17 protein-coding genes and 1 tRNA gene are annotated in these 16,914 nt (G+C 63.5%); 2 read left to right on the plus strand and 16 right to left on the minus strand.

Going from position 1 to position 16,914, the window contains the following annotated elements; all coding sequences use genetic code 11:
- Positions 1 to 67: 67 nt before the first annotated feature.
- The 14 genes from DES52_RS12395 to DES52_RS12455 form a co-directional block, all read right to left on the minus strand.
- Positions 68 to 1,339: a DUF4139 domain-containing protein gene (locus tag DES52_RS12395; RefSeq protein ID WP_110887214.1), complete on the minus strand. Its 1,272-nt coding sequence runs from the start codon at positions 1,337 to 1,339 to the stop codon at positions 68 to 70.
- An 81-nt stretch (positions 1,340 to 1,420) separates the two neighbouring features.
- Complete coding sequence (locus DES52_RS12400) at positions 1,421 to 2,395, minus strand: ABC transporter ATP-binding protein (protein WP_110887215.1); 975 nt, start codon at positions 2,393 to 2,395, stop codon at positions 1,421 to 1,423.
- Between the two features lie 56 nt (positions 2,396 to 2,451).
- Positions 2,452 to 3,477, minus strand: coding sequence for an ABC transporter ATP-binding protein (locus tag DES52_RS12405; protein ID WP_170131037.1), 1,026 nt, complete (start codon positions 3,475 to 3,477; stop codon positions 2,452 to 2,454).
- Between the two features lie 130 nt (positions 3,478 to 3,607).
- On the minus strand, positions 3,608 to 4,750 hold the full coding sequence (locus DES52_RS12410; protein WP_110887129.1) for an ABC transporter permease: 1,143 nt from the start codon (positions 4,748 to 4,750) through the stop codon (positions 3,608 to 3,610).
- A complete protein-coding gene (locus DES52_RS12415) occupies positions 4,743 to 5,711 on the minus strand; it encodes an ABC transporter permease (protein ID WP_342767082.1) in 969 nt (322 codons plus the stop codon). Before DES52_RS12415 ends, DES52_RS12410 begins: the two co-directional genes overlap by 8 nt.
- A gap of 84 nt (positions 5,712 to 5,795) precedes the next feature.
- Positions 5,796 to 7,559, minus strand: a complete 1,764-nt coding sequence (locus tag DES52_RS12420) for an ABC transporter substrate-binding protein (RefSeq protein ID WP_110887131.1) — start codon at positions 7,557 to 7,559, stop codon at positions 5,796 to 5,798.
- Positions 7,560 to 7,938: 379 nt separating this feature from the next.
- On the minus strand, positions 7,939 to 8,163 hold the full coding sequence (gene secG, locus DES52_RS12425) for a preprotein translocase subunit SecG (protein ID WP_110887132.1): 225 nt from the start codon (positions 8,161 to 8,163) through the stop codon (positions 7,939 to 7,941).
- A 49-nt stretch (positions 8,164 to 8,212) separates the two neighbouring features.
- Positions 8,213 to 8,295: transfer RNA gene (locus DES52_RS12430), tRNA-Leu, on the minus strand.
- Between the two features lie 85 nt (positions 8,296 to 8,380).
- Positions 8,381 to 9,637 carry a phosphoribosylamine--glycine ligase gene (purD, locus tag DES52_RS12435; protein ID WP_110887216.1) on the minus strand — a complete coding sequence of 419 codons (1,257 nt, stop codon included), beginning with the start codon at positions 9,635 to 9,637 and terminating at the stop codon, positions 8,381 to 8,383.
- Positions 9,634 to 10,536: an MBL fold metallo-hydrolase gene (locus tag DES52_RS12440; RefSeq protein ID WP_110887133.1), complete on the minus strand. Its 903-nt coding sequence runs from the start codon at positions 10,534 to 10,536 to the stop codon at positions 9,634 to 9,636. The genes purD and DES52_RS12440 overlap by 4 nt, the downstream gene beginning before the upstream one ends.
- Entirely contained in the window at positions 10,533 to 10,706 is a 174-nt protein-coding gene (locus tag DES52_RS22970; RefSeq protein WP_170131038.1) for a hypothetical protein, read from the minus strand. The genes DES52_RS12440 and DES52_RS22970 overlap by 4 nt, the downstream gene beginning before the upstream one ends.
- Before the next feature lie 52 nt (positions 10,707 to 10,758).
- Complete coding sequence (locus tag DES52_RS12445) at positions 10,759 to 11,112, minus strand: RNHCP domain-containing protein (protein WP_110887134.1); 354 nt, start codon at positions 11,110 to 11,112, stop codon at positions 10,759 to 10,761.
- The gene (locus DES52_RS12450; protein WP_110887135.1) at positions 11,109 to 11,522 is read right to left on the minus strand and encodes a hypothetical protein; all 414 of its coding nucleotides are present in this window, start codon (positions 11,520 to 11,522) and stop codon (positions 11,109 to 11,111) included. Before DES52_RS12450 ends, DES52_RS12445 begins: the two co-directional genes overlap by 4 nt.
- Positions 11,523 to 11,663: 141 nt before the next feature.
- Complete coding sequence (locus tag DES52_RS12455) at positions 11,664 to 12,491, minus strand: MerR family transcriptional regulator (RefSeq protein WP_110887136.1); 828 nt, start codon at positions 12,489 to 12,491, stop codon at positions 11,664 to 11,666.
- 177 nt (positions 12,492 to 12,668) lie between these two features.
- Here DES52_RS12455 and DES52_RS12460 point away from each other — a divergent pair, with 177 nt between their 5' ends.
- On the plus strand, positions 12,669 to 13,841 hold the full coding sequence (locus tag DES52_RS12460; RefSeq protein WP_110887137.1) for a PAS domain-containing sensor histidine kinase: 1,173 nt from the start codon (positions 12,669 to 12,671) through the stop codon (positions 13,839 to 13,841).
- Between the two features lie 23 nt (positions 13,842 to 13,864).
- Here the strand turns inward: DES52_RS12460 and DES52_RS12465 are convergent, their stop codons facing one another.
- Positions 13,865 to 15,226, minus strand: coding sequence for an MFS transporter (locus DES52_RS12465; RefSeq protein ID WP_110887138.1), 1,362 nt, complete (start codon positions 15,224 to 15,226; stop codon positions 13,865 to 13,867).
- Positions 15,227 to 15,413: 187 nt separating this feature from the next.
- Here DES52_RS12465 and nadE point away from each other — a divergent pair, with 187 nt between their 5' ends.
- Entirely contained in the window at positions 15,414 to 16,226 is an 813-nt protein-coding gene (gene nadE / locus DES52_RS12470) for an ammonia-dependent NAD(+) synthetase (RefSeq protein ID WP_110887217.1), read from the plus strand.
- A gap of 9 nt (positions 16,227 to 16,235) precedes the next feature.
- Here nadE and DES52_RS12475 read toward each other — a convergent pair whose 3' ends face one another.
- On the minus strand, positions 16,236 to 16,907 hold the full coding sequence (locus tag DES52_RS12475) for an ABC transporter ATP-binding protein (protein ID WP_110887139.1): 672 nt from the start codon (positions 16,905 to 16,907) through the stop codon (positions 16,236 to 16,238).
- Positions 16,908 to 16,914: the final 7 nt, after the last annotated feature.

Genomic DNA, 16,914 nt, shown 5'->3' on the forward strand with positions numbered 1-16,914 from the left:
TCGCGAAACGTCGAAACGGGAAACGGGAAGGCGTATAGCCTTCCCGTTTCCCGTTCGTTCGTCTTGTTCAGCTGTTGCGAATCGTGACGGTGTACGTTCGCATGACCTTGCCCTTGGCGGGAATGTCGACGCGCACTTCCAATCCGTCGTTCGTGCGTGTCGCTTGGCCTTCCACGGTGACGTTGCCGCCGAGGAACTCGCGCACCTCGGCGCGTACGACACGGTCCTTCTTGTTCTCCAACGTGAGCGTCACGCGGTATTGCTGCAACGTGACGTTGTTGTTCGCGTCACGCACCGTGCGCACGTTTTGGACGACGCGCGTGTAGGACAAGTCGGGGTCCACTCCGAGTCGCAGTTCGATCGGATCGTTCGCGGCGGAGTCGGAGATGTTCGCTTGGCCGACGACGCGGCCCTCTTCTCGCACGAGCACGGGGCCGGCAGGCAGGAAGACGTCCGAGCGCAAGCGGTAGCCGCGCGACAGGGTACCGTCGGCATTGCGAGTCGTGAAGGGGATGTTCAGCACGCCGAATCGATCGAAGCTGATCTTCGGGCGGGCGAAGGGCACGGTCAAGGTGCTTTGGCCGGGCAGCGTGAAGCCTTCGGAAAGTTGGTAGCGTTGCAGGCCGCGCAGTTCTCCCAGGGCCGACACGGACGGCGCAGGCGCGGGCGCGGCCGTCGGCGCGACGCGAAAGGCGGCGCTGCCGTCCTCGAAGCTCTCGGTGCCCGCCGTGAGTTGGACTTGTCCCGCGAAGAGTTCGGCTCCCTTGTTGACCGTGAGGTCCTGATCGGTGTTGTTGCGAATGTCGGCGAGGACTTGCAAGTTGGCATTGCTCGCCTCGGCGCGCAAGGTGTAGCGCGGGCTCCACGTGACGCCGCGCGTGAGGTAACTCAGCACGCCCGACGTGCCCGTGACGCGGTAGGTGTATTGAACGCTCGGCTGCATGGGGTTGCGCGGAGGCTCGGACGTGAACGCGAGTTGCTCGAAGCCGACGTTGCGAAAGCGTCCCGCCGCGTCGCGGATCAGCAAGTCATCGGCGCGCACGAGGGTCGCGGGTTCGTACGCGCCGTCGCTTCCGACGCGCACGAACACCCGCTGCCCTTCTTGCGTCTTGAGCCACGACGGCACGAGGCGAGTGGTGCTGGACAGCAGTTCCAAGCCGTCGAGGTCGAAGCTGCCCGCGACGAGGAAGCCCGTGGCGTTTTGCGGAAGATTCACGGTCACGACGCCGCTTTGCGGCGTGACGCGGTCACGAATCTCGGCGAAGTTCGGGTAGATGCGGAAGTCCGCGGCGGAAGCGACGCTCAGGAGCATCGCGGCGGCAATCATGAGACGCTTCATGTACGAAGTGTGACCGACACCACCTGACGCCAAATGAGAGCCCCCTCGCTCGAGAAGCGAGGGGGCTTTGCGCACGTCGAATCAGAGGATGTCGTCGCGGATGCAGGCCTTGAAGTGATCGGGGCCGACCATGCGCAACTCAGGCACCACGTTCGCGCACTCGGGAATCGCGTAGCGGCAACGCGTGCGGAACACGCACCCGCTGGGCGGCGCGATGGGGCTGGGAATGTCCCCTTCGAGGATAATGCGCTTCGTCTTCACGGTCGGGTCGGGAATCGGCGCCGCCGAGATCAACGCTTCTGTGTACGGGTGCTTGGGGTTGGTGTAGAGGTCCTTGCTCGGCGCGACTTCCATGATGCGGCCGAGATACATCACGATGACGCGGTCGCAGATGTACTCGACGACGGCGAGGTCGTGCGCGATGAACAGCACCGTGAGGCCGAGTTCCTCTTGCAAGTCCTGAATGAGGTTCACGACTTGCGCTTGAATGGACACGTCGAGCGCCGAGACGGGCTCGTCGGCGACGATGAAGCTGGGATCGACGGCGAGCGCGCGCGCGATGCCGATGCGTTGACGCTGACCGCCCGAGAACTCGTGCGGGTAGCGGCGCATCGAGTCGGGCACCAAGCCCACTTTGCGCAGCAATTCCGCGATTCGCTCCACGCGCTCTTTGCCCGCGTGGAGGTTATGAATCTGCAAGGCTTCACCGATGATGTCGGAGACCGTCATGCGCGGATTCAAGCTCGCGAAGGGATCTTGGAAGATGATCTGCATTTCGCGGCGGTAGTCACGCATCTGGCCTTTGCCGAGCTTCGTGATGTCCACACCGTTGAAGATCACTTCGCCGCCCGTCGGTTCGATGAGTCGCAGGATGGAGCGCCCGACCGTCGTCTTGCCCGAACCCGATTCACCCACGAGCCCGACGACTTCGCCGCGCTTGAGGCTGAACGAGACGTCTTGCACGGCCTGCACGTTCGCCACGACGCGCGACATGAGCCCGCCGCGAATCGGGAAGAACTTTTGCAGATTCTTGACGTCCAACAAGGTGTCGCCCATCGGAGGCAAACGGTCGATTCGGGTTTGCTGCCGCGTGGCAGCGCGTTCGGCGGCGGTCACAGTTCCCTCCAGCGAATGCAGCGCGAGGTATGACCGTTGCCGGTATCCTCGAGCGCGGGCACGGCTTTGTTGCAGTCGTCGATCATGAACTTGCACCGTGGCGCGAAAGCGCAGCCGGGCGGCAAGCTCAGCGGATTGGGAACGTTGCCGGGAATCGCTTCGAGGCGACCCTTCTTGCCGTCGGTCGACTTCAACACGGCGTGATCCACACGGGGAATCGAGTTCAGCAGCCCCATCGTGTACGGATGCTTGGGCGCCTTGAAGATCTCGACGACGTCGCCTTCCTCCACGACGCGGCCGCCGTACATCACGACGACGCGGTCCGCCATCTCGGCGACGACGCCGAGGTTGTGCGTGATGAAGAGAATGGACATGCCGATTTCTTCTTGCAGCTTGCGCATGAGGTCGAGGATCTGCGCTTGAATCGTCACGTCGAGCGCGGTGGTCGGCTCGTCGGCGATCAGGAGGGCAGGGTTGCACGACAAGGCCATGGCGATCATGACGCGCTGCCTCATGCCACCCGACATTTGGTGCGGAAACTCGTTGACGCGCTTCTTGGGAGCGGGAATCCCGACGAGCTCGAGCATTCCGGCCGCCATATCCATCGCTTCCTTGCGGTTCTTGCCTTGGTGAAGCGTGATCGCCTCGGCGATCTGATCGCCAACGGTGTACACGGGGTTGAGCGACGTCATCGGCTCTTGGAAGATCATCGAGATGTCGTTGCCACGAATGCGGCGCATCTCAGCTTCCGACAGCTTCGTGATGTCGCGCATCTTGCCGTCTTTGCCCGTGAAGTTGATTTCGCCTTCGACGATCTTGCCGGGCGGAGAGGCGATGAGGCGCATGATCGAGAGGCTGGTGACGCTTTTTCCCGAGCCCGACTCGCCCACGACTGCGAGCGTCTCGCCCTTGTTAAGGTGGAACGTCACGCCGTCTACGGACTTGACGACGCCGTCATCGGTGTAGAAGTAGGTTTTGAGGCCGTTCACGGCCAGAAGAGTGTCCGTCGCGACTGTCGTCATGGCTGCTCCTTGCTTACTTGCCTGCATTGCACTCCGCGCATCATAGCAGTTTTATACAAACGTACGCTTTTCTTCATTGATCGTTCCATGAAACGGGGCGGGCAAAGGCCCACCCCGAGGGAAAGTACGATTACTGGCGCTTGCGAGGATCGAACGCGTCGCGCAGACCGTCGCCGAGCAACTGGAAGCACAACACCGTCAACACGATGAAAAAGCCCGGAATCAGTACCCACGGACGATCCGTGAACGACGAGAAACCGCCTTCCTGCGCCGCCGTGAGCAAACTCCCCCACGAGGCGTACGGCTCGACCGCGCCGATTCCGAGGAACGACAAGCCCGATTCAGTCAAAATGTACGAGGGAATTGCCAAGCTGAGGGTCACGATCAGGTACGTCGAGAGCGCGGGCAGCATGTGCCGGAAGATGATGCGCCGATCGTTCGCGCCGAGGCTCGTTGCCGCCGCCACATAGTCCATCTCCCGCACGGACAGGAGTTGACCGCGCACCGTACGCGCCAAGCCTCCCCAGCCGATGAACGCCAAGATGCCGATGATGATGTACAGAGCGAAAATCGGGTTGATGTCGATCGGGAACAGAGCGCGGAGCGAAATCAGAAGGAACAAATCCGGGACGGCGCTCAAGACTTCCGTGGCCCGCATGACGATGTTGTCGACCCAACCACCGAAGTAAGCGGCGAGAGCACCAAGAATGACGCCCAAGATCGTGGAAATCAAGACGGCTGCGATGCCGATGGTCAAAGAGATTTGACCGGCATACAAGGTCCGCGAGAAAAGATCGCGCCCGAGCTTGTCTCCACCGAACAAAAAGACCTTGTTCTGTTCCTTCGTTCCGAACAAGTGCAAATCCGCTGGGATGAAGCCGAGGATGCGGTACTTGTCTCCCTTGACAAAGTAATAGATGGGGTAGCGCTGCGCCTTGTCGGGTTTGTACTCGTTTTGGAAGGTCGTCAGGTTGAGCTCTTCCTTGTAGCCGTACACGAATGGTCGTGTCCACCTGCCGGTGTCCGGATCGCGAACGTGAATGGGCGTCGGAGGGTGAAAGGCGGTGATGGTCTCGGTGCTGTATACCGACAGGCCGTTCGGGGCGATGAAACCAGCAAAAATCGCCAGCAAGTAGAGCAGGATCAGAACCCCGCCGCCGATTTGAGCGAGTCGGTGCTTTTTGAACTGGCGCCACGCAATCCCGTACTGCGATTGCGGCTTGCGAACTTCACGGCGTGCGGCGGTCCCAGCGGAAGCAGTTGGGTTACGCATAGCGAATCCTCGGGTCGACCACGGTGAGCAACACGTCACTGATGAGGTTGCCGACGATCAGCAGCAAGATCGTGACGATGTTGAAGCCCGCAATAAGGTACAAGTCTTGTTGATTGATCGCGTCGAGCAGCATAGGAGTGATTCCAGGGTACGCGAAGACCACTTCTACGAAGCCAGCTCCGCTGATCAGTCCCGGCAGAATGCCGCCAATGCCGGCGACGAAGGGAATGATGGCGTTGCGAAAGGCGTGCTTGTAGACGACTTTACTTTCGCTCAGGCCCTTGGACCGAGCCGTGCGGATGAAGTCGGCGTTGAGGTACTCGAGCATCTGAGCGCGCATGATCCGCGAAAAAGCGGCGACGCTGATGATCGCGAGGGTGAGCGCAGGGATAGCGATGTGCGCGAGGACGTCGAACACCTTGCTGACGGTACTGAGCTCGTTGTAGTTCGACGACGTCATGCCACCGACCGGAATTTGCCATCCCGTCGCGAAACGAACTTGCAAAATGAAGTAAATCACGATCAAGGCGAAGAAGAAGCTGGGGAACCCCAGGAAGAAGTACATGATCGTGCTCGTGATCTTGTCGCCCAAGCTGTACTGCCGTACAGCACCGTAAACTCCAAGCGGAATCGCGATGATGTAGAACAACACGAGGTTGAGCAGCACCAACCACAGCGAGTTGAGGATGCGCGGCGCGATCACGTCGGCCACCGGCTGCTTGTAGGCGAAGCTCAATCCCAAGTTGCCCTGCAACAATTCGCGGATCCAGTAGAAGTACTGAACGATCACAGGCTGGTCGAGCCCGAACTGTTTGCGCAAGTTGTCGATTTGCTGCGGACTCACGTTCGGGTCGAGCAATTGCGACGTGAGAAAGTCGCCAGGAGCGAGTTGAATGATGAAGAAGATCAACAGCGAGGCGCCAATGAGCACCGGAATCGAGTTGACCAGCCGCCGAAGCATGAATGGCAGCAAAGCAGAACCTCCAGAGATTTAGGGTAGCCCACTTATGTGAGGCTACCCCAAAGGATTGATGGAAACCGAAGCTTACTTGATGTACGTCAGCGCTTGGTAGCGCGAGCCGTTGTAGGCGTCCATCAAGTTGCGGGGCATTTCGCCGCCGAGGCGGGTGTTGTACACGACGTGGAAGTTCGTGCCCGCGAGGTAGATGACGGGTTGCAGTTCCGACTCCACCTTGAGTTGTTGAGCGGCGATTTGCTTGCGCTTGGCCAAGTTGAGTTCCGCGTCGCCTTGGAAGTACAGCTTCTCCATCAATTGCTCTTGCGACACGAGGCACTTGCCCGCGCGGTTCCAAGAGTGGAGGTTCGAGTCGCACGGCGTCACGTTGCTGCCGCCGGCCGGGTAGATGTTCGTTCCGCCCGAGAGGCCCAGGAGGATGGCGTCGAAGGGACGGTTGGCGCCCGTCGAGGTGAGTTGCGACACGAGCACGTTGAAGTCGATGGCTTGGGCGTTCACCTTCACGCCCGCGCGCTTCGCCGTGTCCGCGAAGATGCGCATGAGCTGCTCACGCTGGTTGTTGCCGGCGTTGGTGACGAGGTTGAACTCGAGGCGTCGGCCGCTCTTGTCGACGAGGTAGCCTTCGGAGTCCTTTTTCGAGAAACCGATTTGCGCGAGAAGCTTTTGCGCTTCTTCGATGTTGTACTCGTAGCGAGGAACCGAAGCGGGCGCCCAGTTACGCGCGAAAATCGGGTACGTGCTGAAGTACGCGGGCGTGCCAAGTCCCCCGAAGGCGAGACGCACCATCGCGTCACGGTCGGCAAGGTGGCTCATCGCACGGCGGAAACGCACGTCACGGAAGAGCTTTTGCTTGAAAGGGTTGTCCGCTTGGTTCCAGTTGAAGGTGATCCAAGAAGACGTCGCGTTCGGGCTGACGTTCGCGATGATCGTCGCCTTCAAGTTGCCGCCTTGAACCGCACGCTGAATCTGGGACAGCTGATCGGCGGTCGCAGCGTTGCCGATGTCCAGATCGCCGGCGACGAACGCTGCGATTTCGGCGTTCGAGTCCTTCACGATCGCGACGGACATACGGTCGAGGTACGGCAGGGCGTTGCCCGCGCTGTCCTTGTTCCACTCACCGAAATTCGGGTTCTTGCGGAAAACCGTACGTTCGCCAGCGCGGTAGGAGTCGACAACCCACATACCCGCGCTCACGATGTTGCGCGCCGGCTCGTTGAGCGTCCACAGCTTCTTGATGGCTTCGGCTCCGCCTTCACGGTACGCCTTGCCGAAGATGTGGTCGGGCTGAGGAGTGAAGCTCATGCGCGAAAGCGCCGAGGAGCTCACGCTGGGGAAGTCGAATTGCAGCTGGTAGGTGCCGAGCTTCTTGATGGTGATGGGCTTGTTGGCAAGGAAGAACGTCGCGTACGAGTTCGAGCCGACTTTTTCATCCTTGTGGATGTTCATGGTCGAGACGAAGTCGTCGGCCGTGATTTCCTGACCGTCGCTGAACTGCATGCCGCGGCGCAGGGTAACGACGAAGCGCTTGCCGTTGTTGCTGACGACCGGATCGCTGGCTGCCATCAACGGGATGAAGTCGTCGGTGCGCGGATCTTGCGTGAAGAGGGACGCGCCCGTTCCCATTCGCTGCGGAATGCTGTTGGCTTCCGAGGAGGTGAAGGGATTGAAGGTGCGGAAGTCGCTAAACGCCGACAAGCGAAGCTCGCCGCCACGCTTGGCTTCCTTGGGAGCGTCAGCCGACCAAGCGGCGGGATACACGAACGGCCCGGGCGTGACTTCCGCCATGGCCGTGGCCATCGTCATCGCAGCAGCAACGAACAGAAACTTCTTCATACGTCCTCCTGGGCTGGACAGGTCTTACTATGGAACCGCGACGTGCCTTTGAAAGCACGCCGAACGCTCGTTGGTGTATAGATTTCCAGCGATGCCAATATAGGGGTCTTCTAAAGCCGCGTCAAGAGGGTGAGACTCTTCCCGATGAGAACTGTCAATAGGCAGAAAGGCGCATATGATGGGACTCTTCGGTCTTTTCCTTCTAGCCCGTGAGAGGGGCGCGGGTTAAGAAGAATGAGCCTCGAGAAAGCCTGTCTCGCCGAGCGTCATGAATCATAGCGTTGAACGCGAGGATCGATAAAGTTCTCGCTCGACCTGCATATTTTGTCGAGCGCCCGTCCTCAATCAGGACGGGCGCTCGACAACGTGCCAGGTTGGCTCAGGCGCGCGGAATGATCGCGAGCAGCAAACACACGAGCATGAATCCCGCGCCCGCGATGCTCGTGAGGCGCACGAGCCCGCCCTCGACTCCTTGGCCGCCGAAGAGATTGCCGCCGCCGCCGAGGCCCGCCGAGAGGCCGCTCTGCTTCGGCACTTGCAGCAGTACGAAGAACACGAGAACGATGCACACGAGGGCCAGCAGGATTTCCAGCAGAATCGACATGAAGACTCCAGAGTGAAACGAAAAAGGCGGCATTCCTGCCGCCGAACGTTGGTGCCGATGAAGGGACTCGAACCCTTACGGTTTCCCGCTCGATTTTGAGTCGAGTGCGTCTACCAATTCCGCCACATCGGCTTGACATCGCGGCTTCCCGCAAGAAAGACGGGAACGCCGCAATGCTAGCAGGTGACGCGCGCGACGTCAAACGCGCGCCGACCGGTCAAGCGCGAGCCGCAGGAGCCGCGCCGACACGAAAGCCGATGTCGCGCCGCACTTGCGCTTGCTCGAAGTCGACGCGGGCCACGACGTCGTACGCTTTCGTCAAGGCCAGAGCAAGATCGGGCGCACAAGCCTGCACGGCGAGCACCCGTCCGCCCGAGGAGACGAGGCGGCCGTCTCGTCGCGCGGTGCCCGCGTGATAGATCCGCTCGTCCTGCGACAAGGACGGCAACGTCAACTCGGTGCCTTTGAGCGGCTCGCCGGGATAACCGGGCGCGGCCATGACGACGACGGCGCTCGCTCGCCCCGAAAAGCGCACGAGCGAAGCGTCGAGGCGTCCTTCGACGCACGCGGTGGCGATCTCGACGAAGTCGCTTTCGAGCAACGGCAAGACCGCCTCGGCCTCGGGGTCGCCGAAGCGGCAATTGAACTCCACGACCTTCGGACCGTTCGACGTCAGCATGAGACCCGCGTAGAGCACGCCGACGAACGCGCAGCCCTCCTCGCGCAAGCCTCGCAAGGTCGGCGCGAGGATGTCGCGCTCCACCAAGACCATGTCTCGCGGTGACATCGGGAACGGGCAGATGACGCCCATCCCGCCCGTCATGGGGCCGACGTCTCCTTCGAAGATCGTCTTGTGGTCTTGTGACGGCGGCATCGTCACGAATCGCTCTCCGTCCGAAAAGGCGAGGATCGTGACTTCCTGACCCGACATGAACTCTTCCACGACCGCCCGCGCTTCCTTCTGAGCGAAGATGTCGCGCAAGGCGGCTTCCGCTTGGCCGTGGTCGGTGCAAATCGTCACGCCCTTCCCGGCACGCAGGCCCGCGTCCTTCACCACGATCGGAAGGGGCCTCGAGGCCGCGTACGCGAGCGCCTCTCGAAGCGAGTCGAAGCTCTCGTGTGACGCCGTCGGAATGCCGTGACGCACCATGAACGCCTTCGACCACGCCTTGTCACCCTCGATGCGCGCCGCCGCTCGGCTCGGACCGAACAACTTCAGGCCGCGCCGAGCGAATTCGTCGGCGACTCCCTGCACGAGCAGTGCCTCCGGACCGACGATCGTGAGGTCCACGCTTTCCCGCTGAGCGAGGTCGGCGAGGGCCGTCGCCGTCTGCTCGCACGCGACGACCCTCGCGACCGACGCGATTCCGGGGTTGCCGGGCGTGCACAGCACCTCCGTCACGCCACGCGATGCACGAATCGCTTCGGCCAAGGCGTGCTCGCGACCGCCGCCGCCCAACAAAAGCACCTTCAAGAGCGCACCTCCTTCTTCCTCCAATAACGCGCCAAACCTTGCACGCTCATCCACGCGGGACTCGCGAAGCGCATGCGTCCGCCGAGACCGGGCTGCTCGGTGTCGAGATCGCGCGTGAGGGCCGCCGTGAAGTCGTCGGTGACGACCGAGAGGTCGTCACCGCGCGCCAAGCCTTCACGGACTCGGTCGGCGTCGACGTTCATCGCCCTCAGAAGACCGTCCCAATGCTCCTGCACCGCCGCGCGGGCGCCGCCGTACGAGCCGAAGTGCGCGAGGTGCAATTTCGACACGTCGAGCGCGCGAAGACGAGCCACGCTCGCTCGCCACGCTTCCAAATCGATGTCGGGCGGTGGTGTGGGCGCGCGAGGCGTCATAGGCTTCGTGAGACGAATGCCGCCGACGTCTCCGCAAAAAAGATCTTCACCGAGTTGCCACGCGAGGTGATGCACGGCGTGCCCGGGCGAATCGTGCGCGGTGAAGGACAGCCCGCCGACGTCGAGGGACTCGCCGCCCGACAGAACTTCGAGGCGATCGCCCGGAATCGGGCGCATTTCACCCCACAGCGCGTCCATGTGCTCGCCGTAGATCTGCGACGCGCTCGCCAGCAGACGGTCGGGCCGAGACAAGTGGGCCGCTCCGCGCGCGTGCACGTACACCCTGGCGCCCGAGCGCTCCGAGATCGTGCCCGCGGCCCCCGCGTGATCGAGGTGGATGTGCGTCAGCAAGACGTGCCGCACGTCCGACAAGTGCGCTCCGCTCTCTCCGAGGGCTTCCTCCAGGCGGTTAAGGGTGCGCGACGGTCCCGGATCGACGACGATAGGGCCGTCCTCGCTTTCGATCACGTACGACGAGATGACGCCCGCGAGCCCTTGGAACTGCAAGTCGACAGGGCGAATCATGCTCGACCCGCCAGGCGGGCGGCGATCGCCACGATCGCCGCGAGGTACTGCACGCCCGCGAAGATCCACAGCGTGCGCACGAGGGGCGTCTTGTGCAGCGGCCCCACGGCGAGGAAGACGAGGTACGTCGCCGACAACACGACGAGCCCGACGAACAACCACAAGAACATGCGGGCAGTGTAACGTAACGCGCCTCACCTCGGCGCTTCGGAACGCCGACCGTCAGCGCAACAACGGCCCGTCGTTCGACCTCGTCGAGAGCCGAACGAGAAGGTCGAAGTCGTCGGGTTGCTCGGGATCGTCGAGCGCCGCCTTGTTGCGCCCGACGAAGCCGCACTTCTCGCAACGATGCACGAGTACCCAGCCTTTCTTGGCGTTGTGCTCCACGCCGACGGGCACGAGCAGGCCTCGGCAGTCGTTCGCGCGATCGCCCGGATTCACGTCGACGTGCAGGCTGTGCAGGCACGCGGGGCAGTGATTGCGAACCGAGCCGTTCTTGAGCGGCGCGACGAGCACGCCGCAATGCGCGCACTCGAAGCCTTGATTCGTGCCTTGCGCGACGAAGCGGCGCGTCACCGCCCCGCTCCGGTCGCGCCAACTTGGCCGCGATGAGCGTGCTCGAAGTACGCCCCGACGGCGGGTAGGCCGATGATCGCGAAGCCGCACGCGATGAAGGCGAGGCCCGCGCCGAACACGAAGAAGCCGACCGTGGACCCACCCGAGATGAGGATGCCGAGGAACGCGGCGATCATCCCGCCGAGCATCGCGAGCCACACGGTGAGGTTGCGCGCCCAACGAGCGCCACGCAAGAAGTTGAAGAACACGCCCGCCGTGAGACCCAAGGTGACGAGTTCACCTGCGAAACGCGAAAAGTCTCCGCCGACCCAGCGCGCGATCATCGGGCCTAGGATCAGGACGAACAGCACGCCGAGCACGCCGCGCAATTGCACGCCGCCGAGCTTGACGAGGTCAGGAGAGGAAGTCACGAGCCATCATCCCACGTGGCTTCAAGCGCGACCATTGCGAACGTCCCGATTACGCGTTGCGCGCGGTTCTCCTCGTCCACGTCGAAACGATGTCGGGCGCTCGAAGGGCCTTATGCGGACGCTCGACCCGGGGAACGCATCTCACTCGACCGGCCAGGCGACGTCGCAGAAGGGATCGTCATCGCCGATTTCGCTTCCCGAGGCGAAGTAAACCTCGCGCGGCGCGGCGCGGCGTCGCAAGCCGTGACGTTCGGTGTAGGCGTGAACGGCGTCGTACGCTTCGAGGATGCCCGGGAAGACGGTCCGGCCTTTCGTGAGGGTCGTGTAGACCTCGGTGTGGGCAGGCTCGATCCGCGTGCGAGCGTCTCCCCTCGCGTCGATTTCGCCTTCGAAGGGGACGCAGACTTCCACCGGTCCGTCGCCGTCGTCGTTGACGCCGCCGTGGTAGATCACGAAGCTCGTCTCGCCCGCTCGTGCGCCGCAGCGGGCGACGAGGCTGTAGAGGTCGCGGTGGGCGGAGTCGATGAACGCCCCGAGGTCCTTGACGTACACCGCCTTCGTCAAGGTGACGACGTGCCGCTGTGCGACGCTTCTCGTCTTGATGTCGAACATATTGCCATCCTTTCCTTGCAAGAAGTTCTCTAGATACGACGCGAGTTGCCGTTTCGCGGTGTGGTCCTGCTCGACTTCGCTCCAGTACGCGGCGACGGCCTTCGCGGCACGCTCGCTCGTCAAGTCGAGGAGGTCGGCGATACGTGGCAACGGCATGCCGAGTTGTCGCAACAAGCCAATCAGTTTGGCGCGACCGACTTGTTCGCTGGCGTAGTAGCGGTAGCCGCTCAGATCGTCGACGAACGCGGGCGTCAGCAATCCGAGCGCGTCGTAGAGCCGCAACGCCTTTCGCGAAAGGCGAGCTTCGCGGGCGAAGGAACCGATCGGCAGCAAGGCCTTGGTCGGATGCGAACTCATGGCGGTATCGTGCGCGTTGCCCTTGGGGCAAAGTCAAGCCGTGCGATGCGGGCGGAGCCGACCTTCAGGATCGTAAGGTTTCACACGCTGGATGACGGTGTATTGAAAGTTCGTTCACGCCTCTGAGCAGAAGGCGTGATACATCATTTCTTACAGCGCCAAGGCTGTCCTCAGACCATGACTTCCTTTGACTTTTCCCCGTCGCGTTCCATCGACCTGCCCTTGTCGGCCGTGCAGGCGATGCTCGACGCGGTGCCCGGCCACGTCGCCGTCGTGGACGAGCGCGGCGGGATTCGCGCCGTCAATCGTGCTTGGATACAGTTCATGCTGGAAAACGGCGGCAATTCGACGACGTGCGGCGTCGGCGCGAACTACCTGCGGGTGTGCGACGGGGCGGGCGGCTCGAACGTCGACGACGGCACGAGGGTGGCGGCAGGGCTGCGAGGCGTGCTCGACGGCACGTTGGCACGCTTCGACTTGGAATATCCCTGTCACAGTCCGACGCGGCAACGCTGGTACGTCGTGCACGTCACGCCGTTTCGGGACGGAGGCGACGGCTACGCGCTCGTGATGCACGAGGACGTCACGATTCGCAAGCTCGCCGAGATTCGCGAGGCCGATCTCGACGTCGAGATCGCCGAGCGCGTCCAGACGCGAACGAAGAAGCTGCGTGACGAGAACAGCGAGCTCGACGCGTTCATCGGCGCGGTGTCGCACGACATGCGCGCGCCCGTGCGGCACGTTCGCAGCTTCGTGGGGAAGTTGCGGTCGAAAGTCGAGCCGCGCCTCAGTGAGGACGAGGCTCGCTTGTTCGACATCATCGAGTCGGCGACGATGCGGCTCAACTCCATGATCGACGAACTCTTGGGGCTCGCGCGCGTTTCGCAAAAGGCGCTGGACTTTCAGGAAGTGAACCTCGCTCAAGTCGTGCTGCGCGCGTGGCAGCACATGGCGCCGGAGACGGAAGGTCGCGCGATCGAATGGATCGCGGGCGACTTGCCCGTCGTGCGCGGCGATCCCGAACTTTTGCGGCTCGTCTTCGAGAACCTGCTGTCGAACGCCGTGAAGTACACGTCGGGGAGGGACCGGGCGAAGATCGAGGTGGGCGCGGTGCACGCCGAGGACGAGTGGGTGGTGTTCGTGCAAGACGACGGCGCGGGCTTCGACATGAAATTCGTCGGACGCTTGTTCGGCGCGTTCCAACGCTTGCACACCGAGCGGGAGTTCTCGGGAATCGGCATGGGGCTCGCGAACGTGAAGCGCATCGTCGAGCGACACGGAGGCCGGGTGTGGGCTCGCAGCCACCCCGGTGACGGCGCGACCTTCTACCTCGCCTTTCCCAAACGCTGAGCTTCGAGCCCACACCCGGCCCTTCAAGCGTCGGCGAGACGCTGCCCTTTGGTCTCCTCGCCGATAAAAAGGGCGGCAAATGCTCCAACGACGAACAGCGCGGCGAACAAGCCGAGGGCGAGCGACAAGCGTGACGACAACAACAGCGCGCCGACGCTCGGCGCGAGAACGGACGCGAGACGCGCCATGCCGCTTGCCCAGCCCATGCCGGTCGAACGCGCGAAGGTGGGGAACAACTCGGGCGTGAAGGCGTACAAGGCGCCCCACGCGCCGAGCAGCGAGAACGACAGCAAGGAGCTGGCAAGCAGCGAGCCCGCAGGGCTGACGACGAGCGTGAACAGGAACGCGAACACGGCGCTGCCGAGCAGGTACGCCGTGAGGGTAGCGCGCCGCCCCACGCGGTCCACGAGAAAGGCGGCGAGCAGGTATCCGGGAATTTGCGCGAGCGCGAGAATCAAGGTGTTGCGGTACACCAAGCCGAGGTCGAGTCCTTGCGAGCGGAAGTACGTCGGCAGCCACGAGAAGATGCCGTAGTACCCGAGGCTGAGGCAAAACCACGTCACGGACAGCAAAACGGTACGCTTCGCGAGCGGGGGCCGGAACAAGGTTCCGATCGACGCCCCCAGCACTTTCGGAGGTCGGGCGAGTGCGGGCACGGACAGCGCGCGGCCGTTGAGAACCGCGATGCGTCCGAGAATCGAGCGGGCCTCCTCTGCCCGGCCTTTGAGAAGCAAGAAGCGCGGCGACTCGGGCACGCTCACGCGAATCCACAAGCTCACGAGCCCGGGCAGGGCGGCGAGGCCCAGCAGCCAACGCCACGCGTCGCTGGGCGGCAGCGTCGTGAACAGCCACCACGACAGCAGCGCCGCCGCGACCGTGCCGAGCGCCCAGAAGGATTCGAGCAGCACGAGGTAACGGCCGCGCAGCTTCGTCGGCACGAATTCGGCGAGCAAGGCGTAATCTACCGGCAGCGTCCCGCCGATCGCGAACCCCGTCAGGAACCGAAAGAGAAGAGCGATCTCGAAGGACGGCGACAGCGCCGCGCCGACGCCGAACAATACGCCGAGCGACACCGTCGTGAGCAGCACGCCGCGCCGTCCGATGCGGTCCGCGAGCGGCCCCCAGAAGAGCGCGCCGACGAACATGCCGACGAAGGCCGCCGACAAGAACAGCGTGGCCTGCGTGCCGGTCCTCTGCAAGCCGAACGACGCGACGAGGCCGGGCAGCACGAAGCTGGCGATCAATACTTCGAGGGCGTCGGCCGCCCAAGTGAGGCCCGCGACGAACAGCAGCTTGCGTTGAAAGCGGCCGTCACCGACGCGGTCGATGATGTCGTCGACGGTAACGGCGCTCGCTGAGGTGGAAGACTCGGACAGGGTCGTCATGCGAGTCGGCAGTGTAAAAGAAGCGAAGATTTGTGCGATTCGAGGAGCATGACGGCGTGAAGAGCAAGCCTTGCTCGAACGTCAAGGTGCGGGCGGCAAGGTGAACTCGCGCTGAGCTTGCTCTTGAAAGCGCGAAGGGCACGTGTGCCAAGGTGACGCTATGACGAGCGATTCCGTGACGCCTTCGATGAGCGACCTTCGCCGGACCATCCTTTCCGAACTCGGTGTGCGCCCGACCGTCGACCCCGAAGCGGAGGTGCGGCGCCGCGTGACGTTTCTCAAGGACTACGTGCGCTCGACGCCCGCGCGCGGCTTCGTGCTCGGCATCAGCGGCGGGCAGGACTCCAGCCTCACGGGCCGCTTGTGCCAACTTGCCGTGGAGGAACTCGGCTCGGACTTCACGTTCGTCGCCGTGCGTCTGCCGTACGGAGTGCAAGCCGACGAGGACGACGCGCAGGCCGCCTTGGCCTTCATTCGGCCCGCGCGAACCGTCACGGTGAACGTCAAGGCGGCTTCGGACGGTTTGGCGGAAAGCGTCGCGGCGGCTCTCGGAAGCTCGCTGAGCGACTTCGTTCGGGGCAACGTCAAGGCTCGCGAGCGAATGGTCGCGCAGTACGCGGTCGCGGGCCAGGAGAACCTGCTCGTCGTGGGGACGGACCACGCGGCCGAAGCCGTCACGGGCTTTTTCACGAAGTACGGAGACGGAGGCACGGACCTCAATCCGATCGCGGGCCTCACGAAACGTCAAGGTCGGCAGTTGATGCAGTTCTTGGGAGCGCCCGAACGGCTGTACCTGAAGGTGCCGACGGCGGACTTGGAGGACAACCGTCCGGGCTTGCCCGACGAGGTGGCCCTCGGGCTCACGTACGAGCAACTCGACGACTACTTGGAGGGCCGCGAGGTACCGTCCGACGTCGCCGAGCGCATCGAGCGCATCTGGACGGTGACGCGGCACAAACGCGCCTTGCCGGTCACGCCGTCCGACCATTGGTGGCGGTGACCGAGCGCGTCACATGCCGGAGGTGACGAGGCGCCCGTCGAGAAGGTGCAGCGTTCGATCGGCCTTCGAGGCGAGGCGTTCGTCGTGCGTGACGAGCAGGACCGCCGCCCCCTCGGTGCGCGCGAGGTCGAGCAGCATGTCGGCGACGTTCTCGGCGTTCACGCGGTCCAAGCTGCCCGTCGGCTCGTCGGCGAGCAACGCGGCGGGTCGCGCGAGCATCGCGCGCGCGAGCGCGGCACGCTGACGCTCTCCGCCCGACAGTGCGTTCGGCAGCAAGTCGGCCTTCGCTGCGAGGCCGACACGAACGAGCAATTCGGTCGCCCGCTCGCGAGCGTCGCGGCCGAGGACGAGCGCGGGCAAGGCGACGTTGTCGAGGACGCTGAGGTCAGGCAGCAGGTAATGATGCTGAAAGACGAGGCCGACGCGAGACGCGCGCAAGCCCGCTCGCGCTTCGACGTCGAGGCGGTCGACGCGAGACGCGCCCCACAAGATCTCGCCGCCCGTGGGCGTGTCGAGCCCGCCCAGAAGGTGCAGCAGCGTACTCTTGCCGCTTCCGCTCGGGCCGGCCACGGCGACGACTTCGCCGGGCGCGACGCCGAGGCTGACGCCGTGCAAAACGGCGGTACGTCCGTACGCGTGTGAAAGCGAGCGGGCTTCGAGGACGAAGGTCACGAGCGGCATGCTAGCG

This window comes from Deinococcus yavapaiensis KR-236, from assembly GCF_003217515.1.
GTDB classification, from domain to species: Bacteria; Deinococcota; Deinococci; order Deinococcales; family Deinococcaceae; genus Deinococcus_A; species Deinococcus_A yavapaiensis.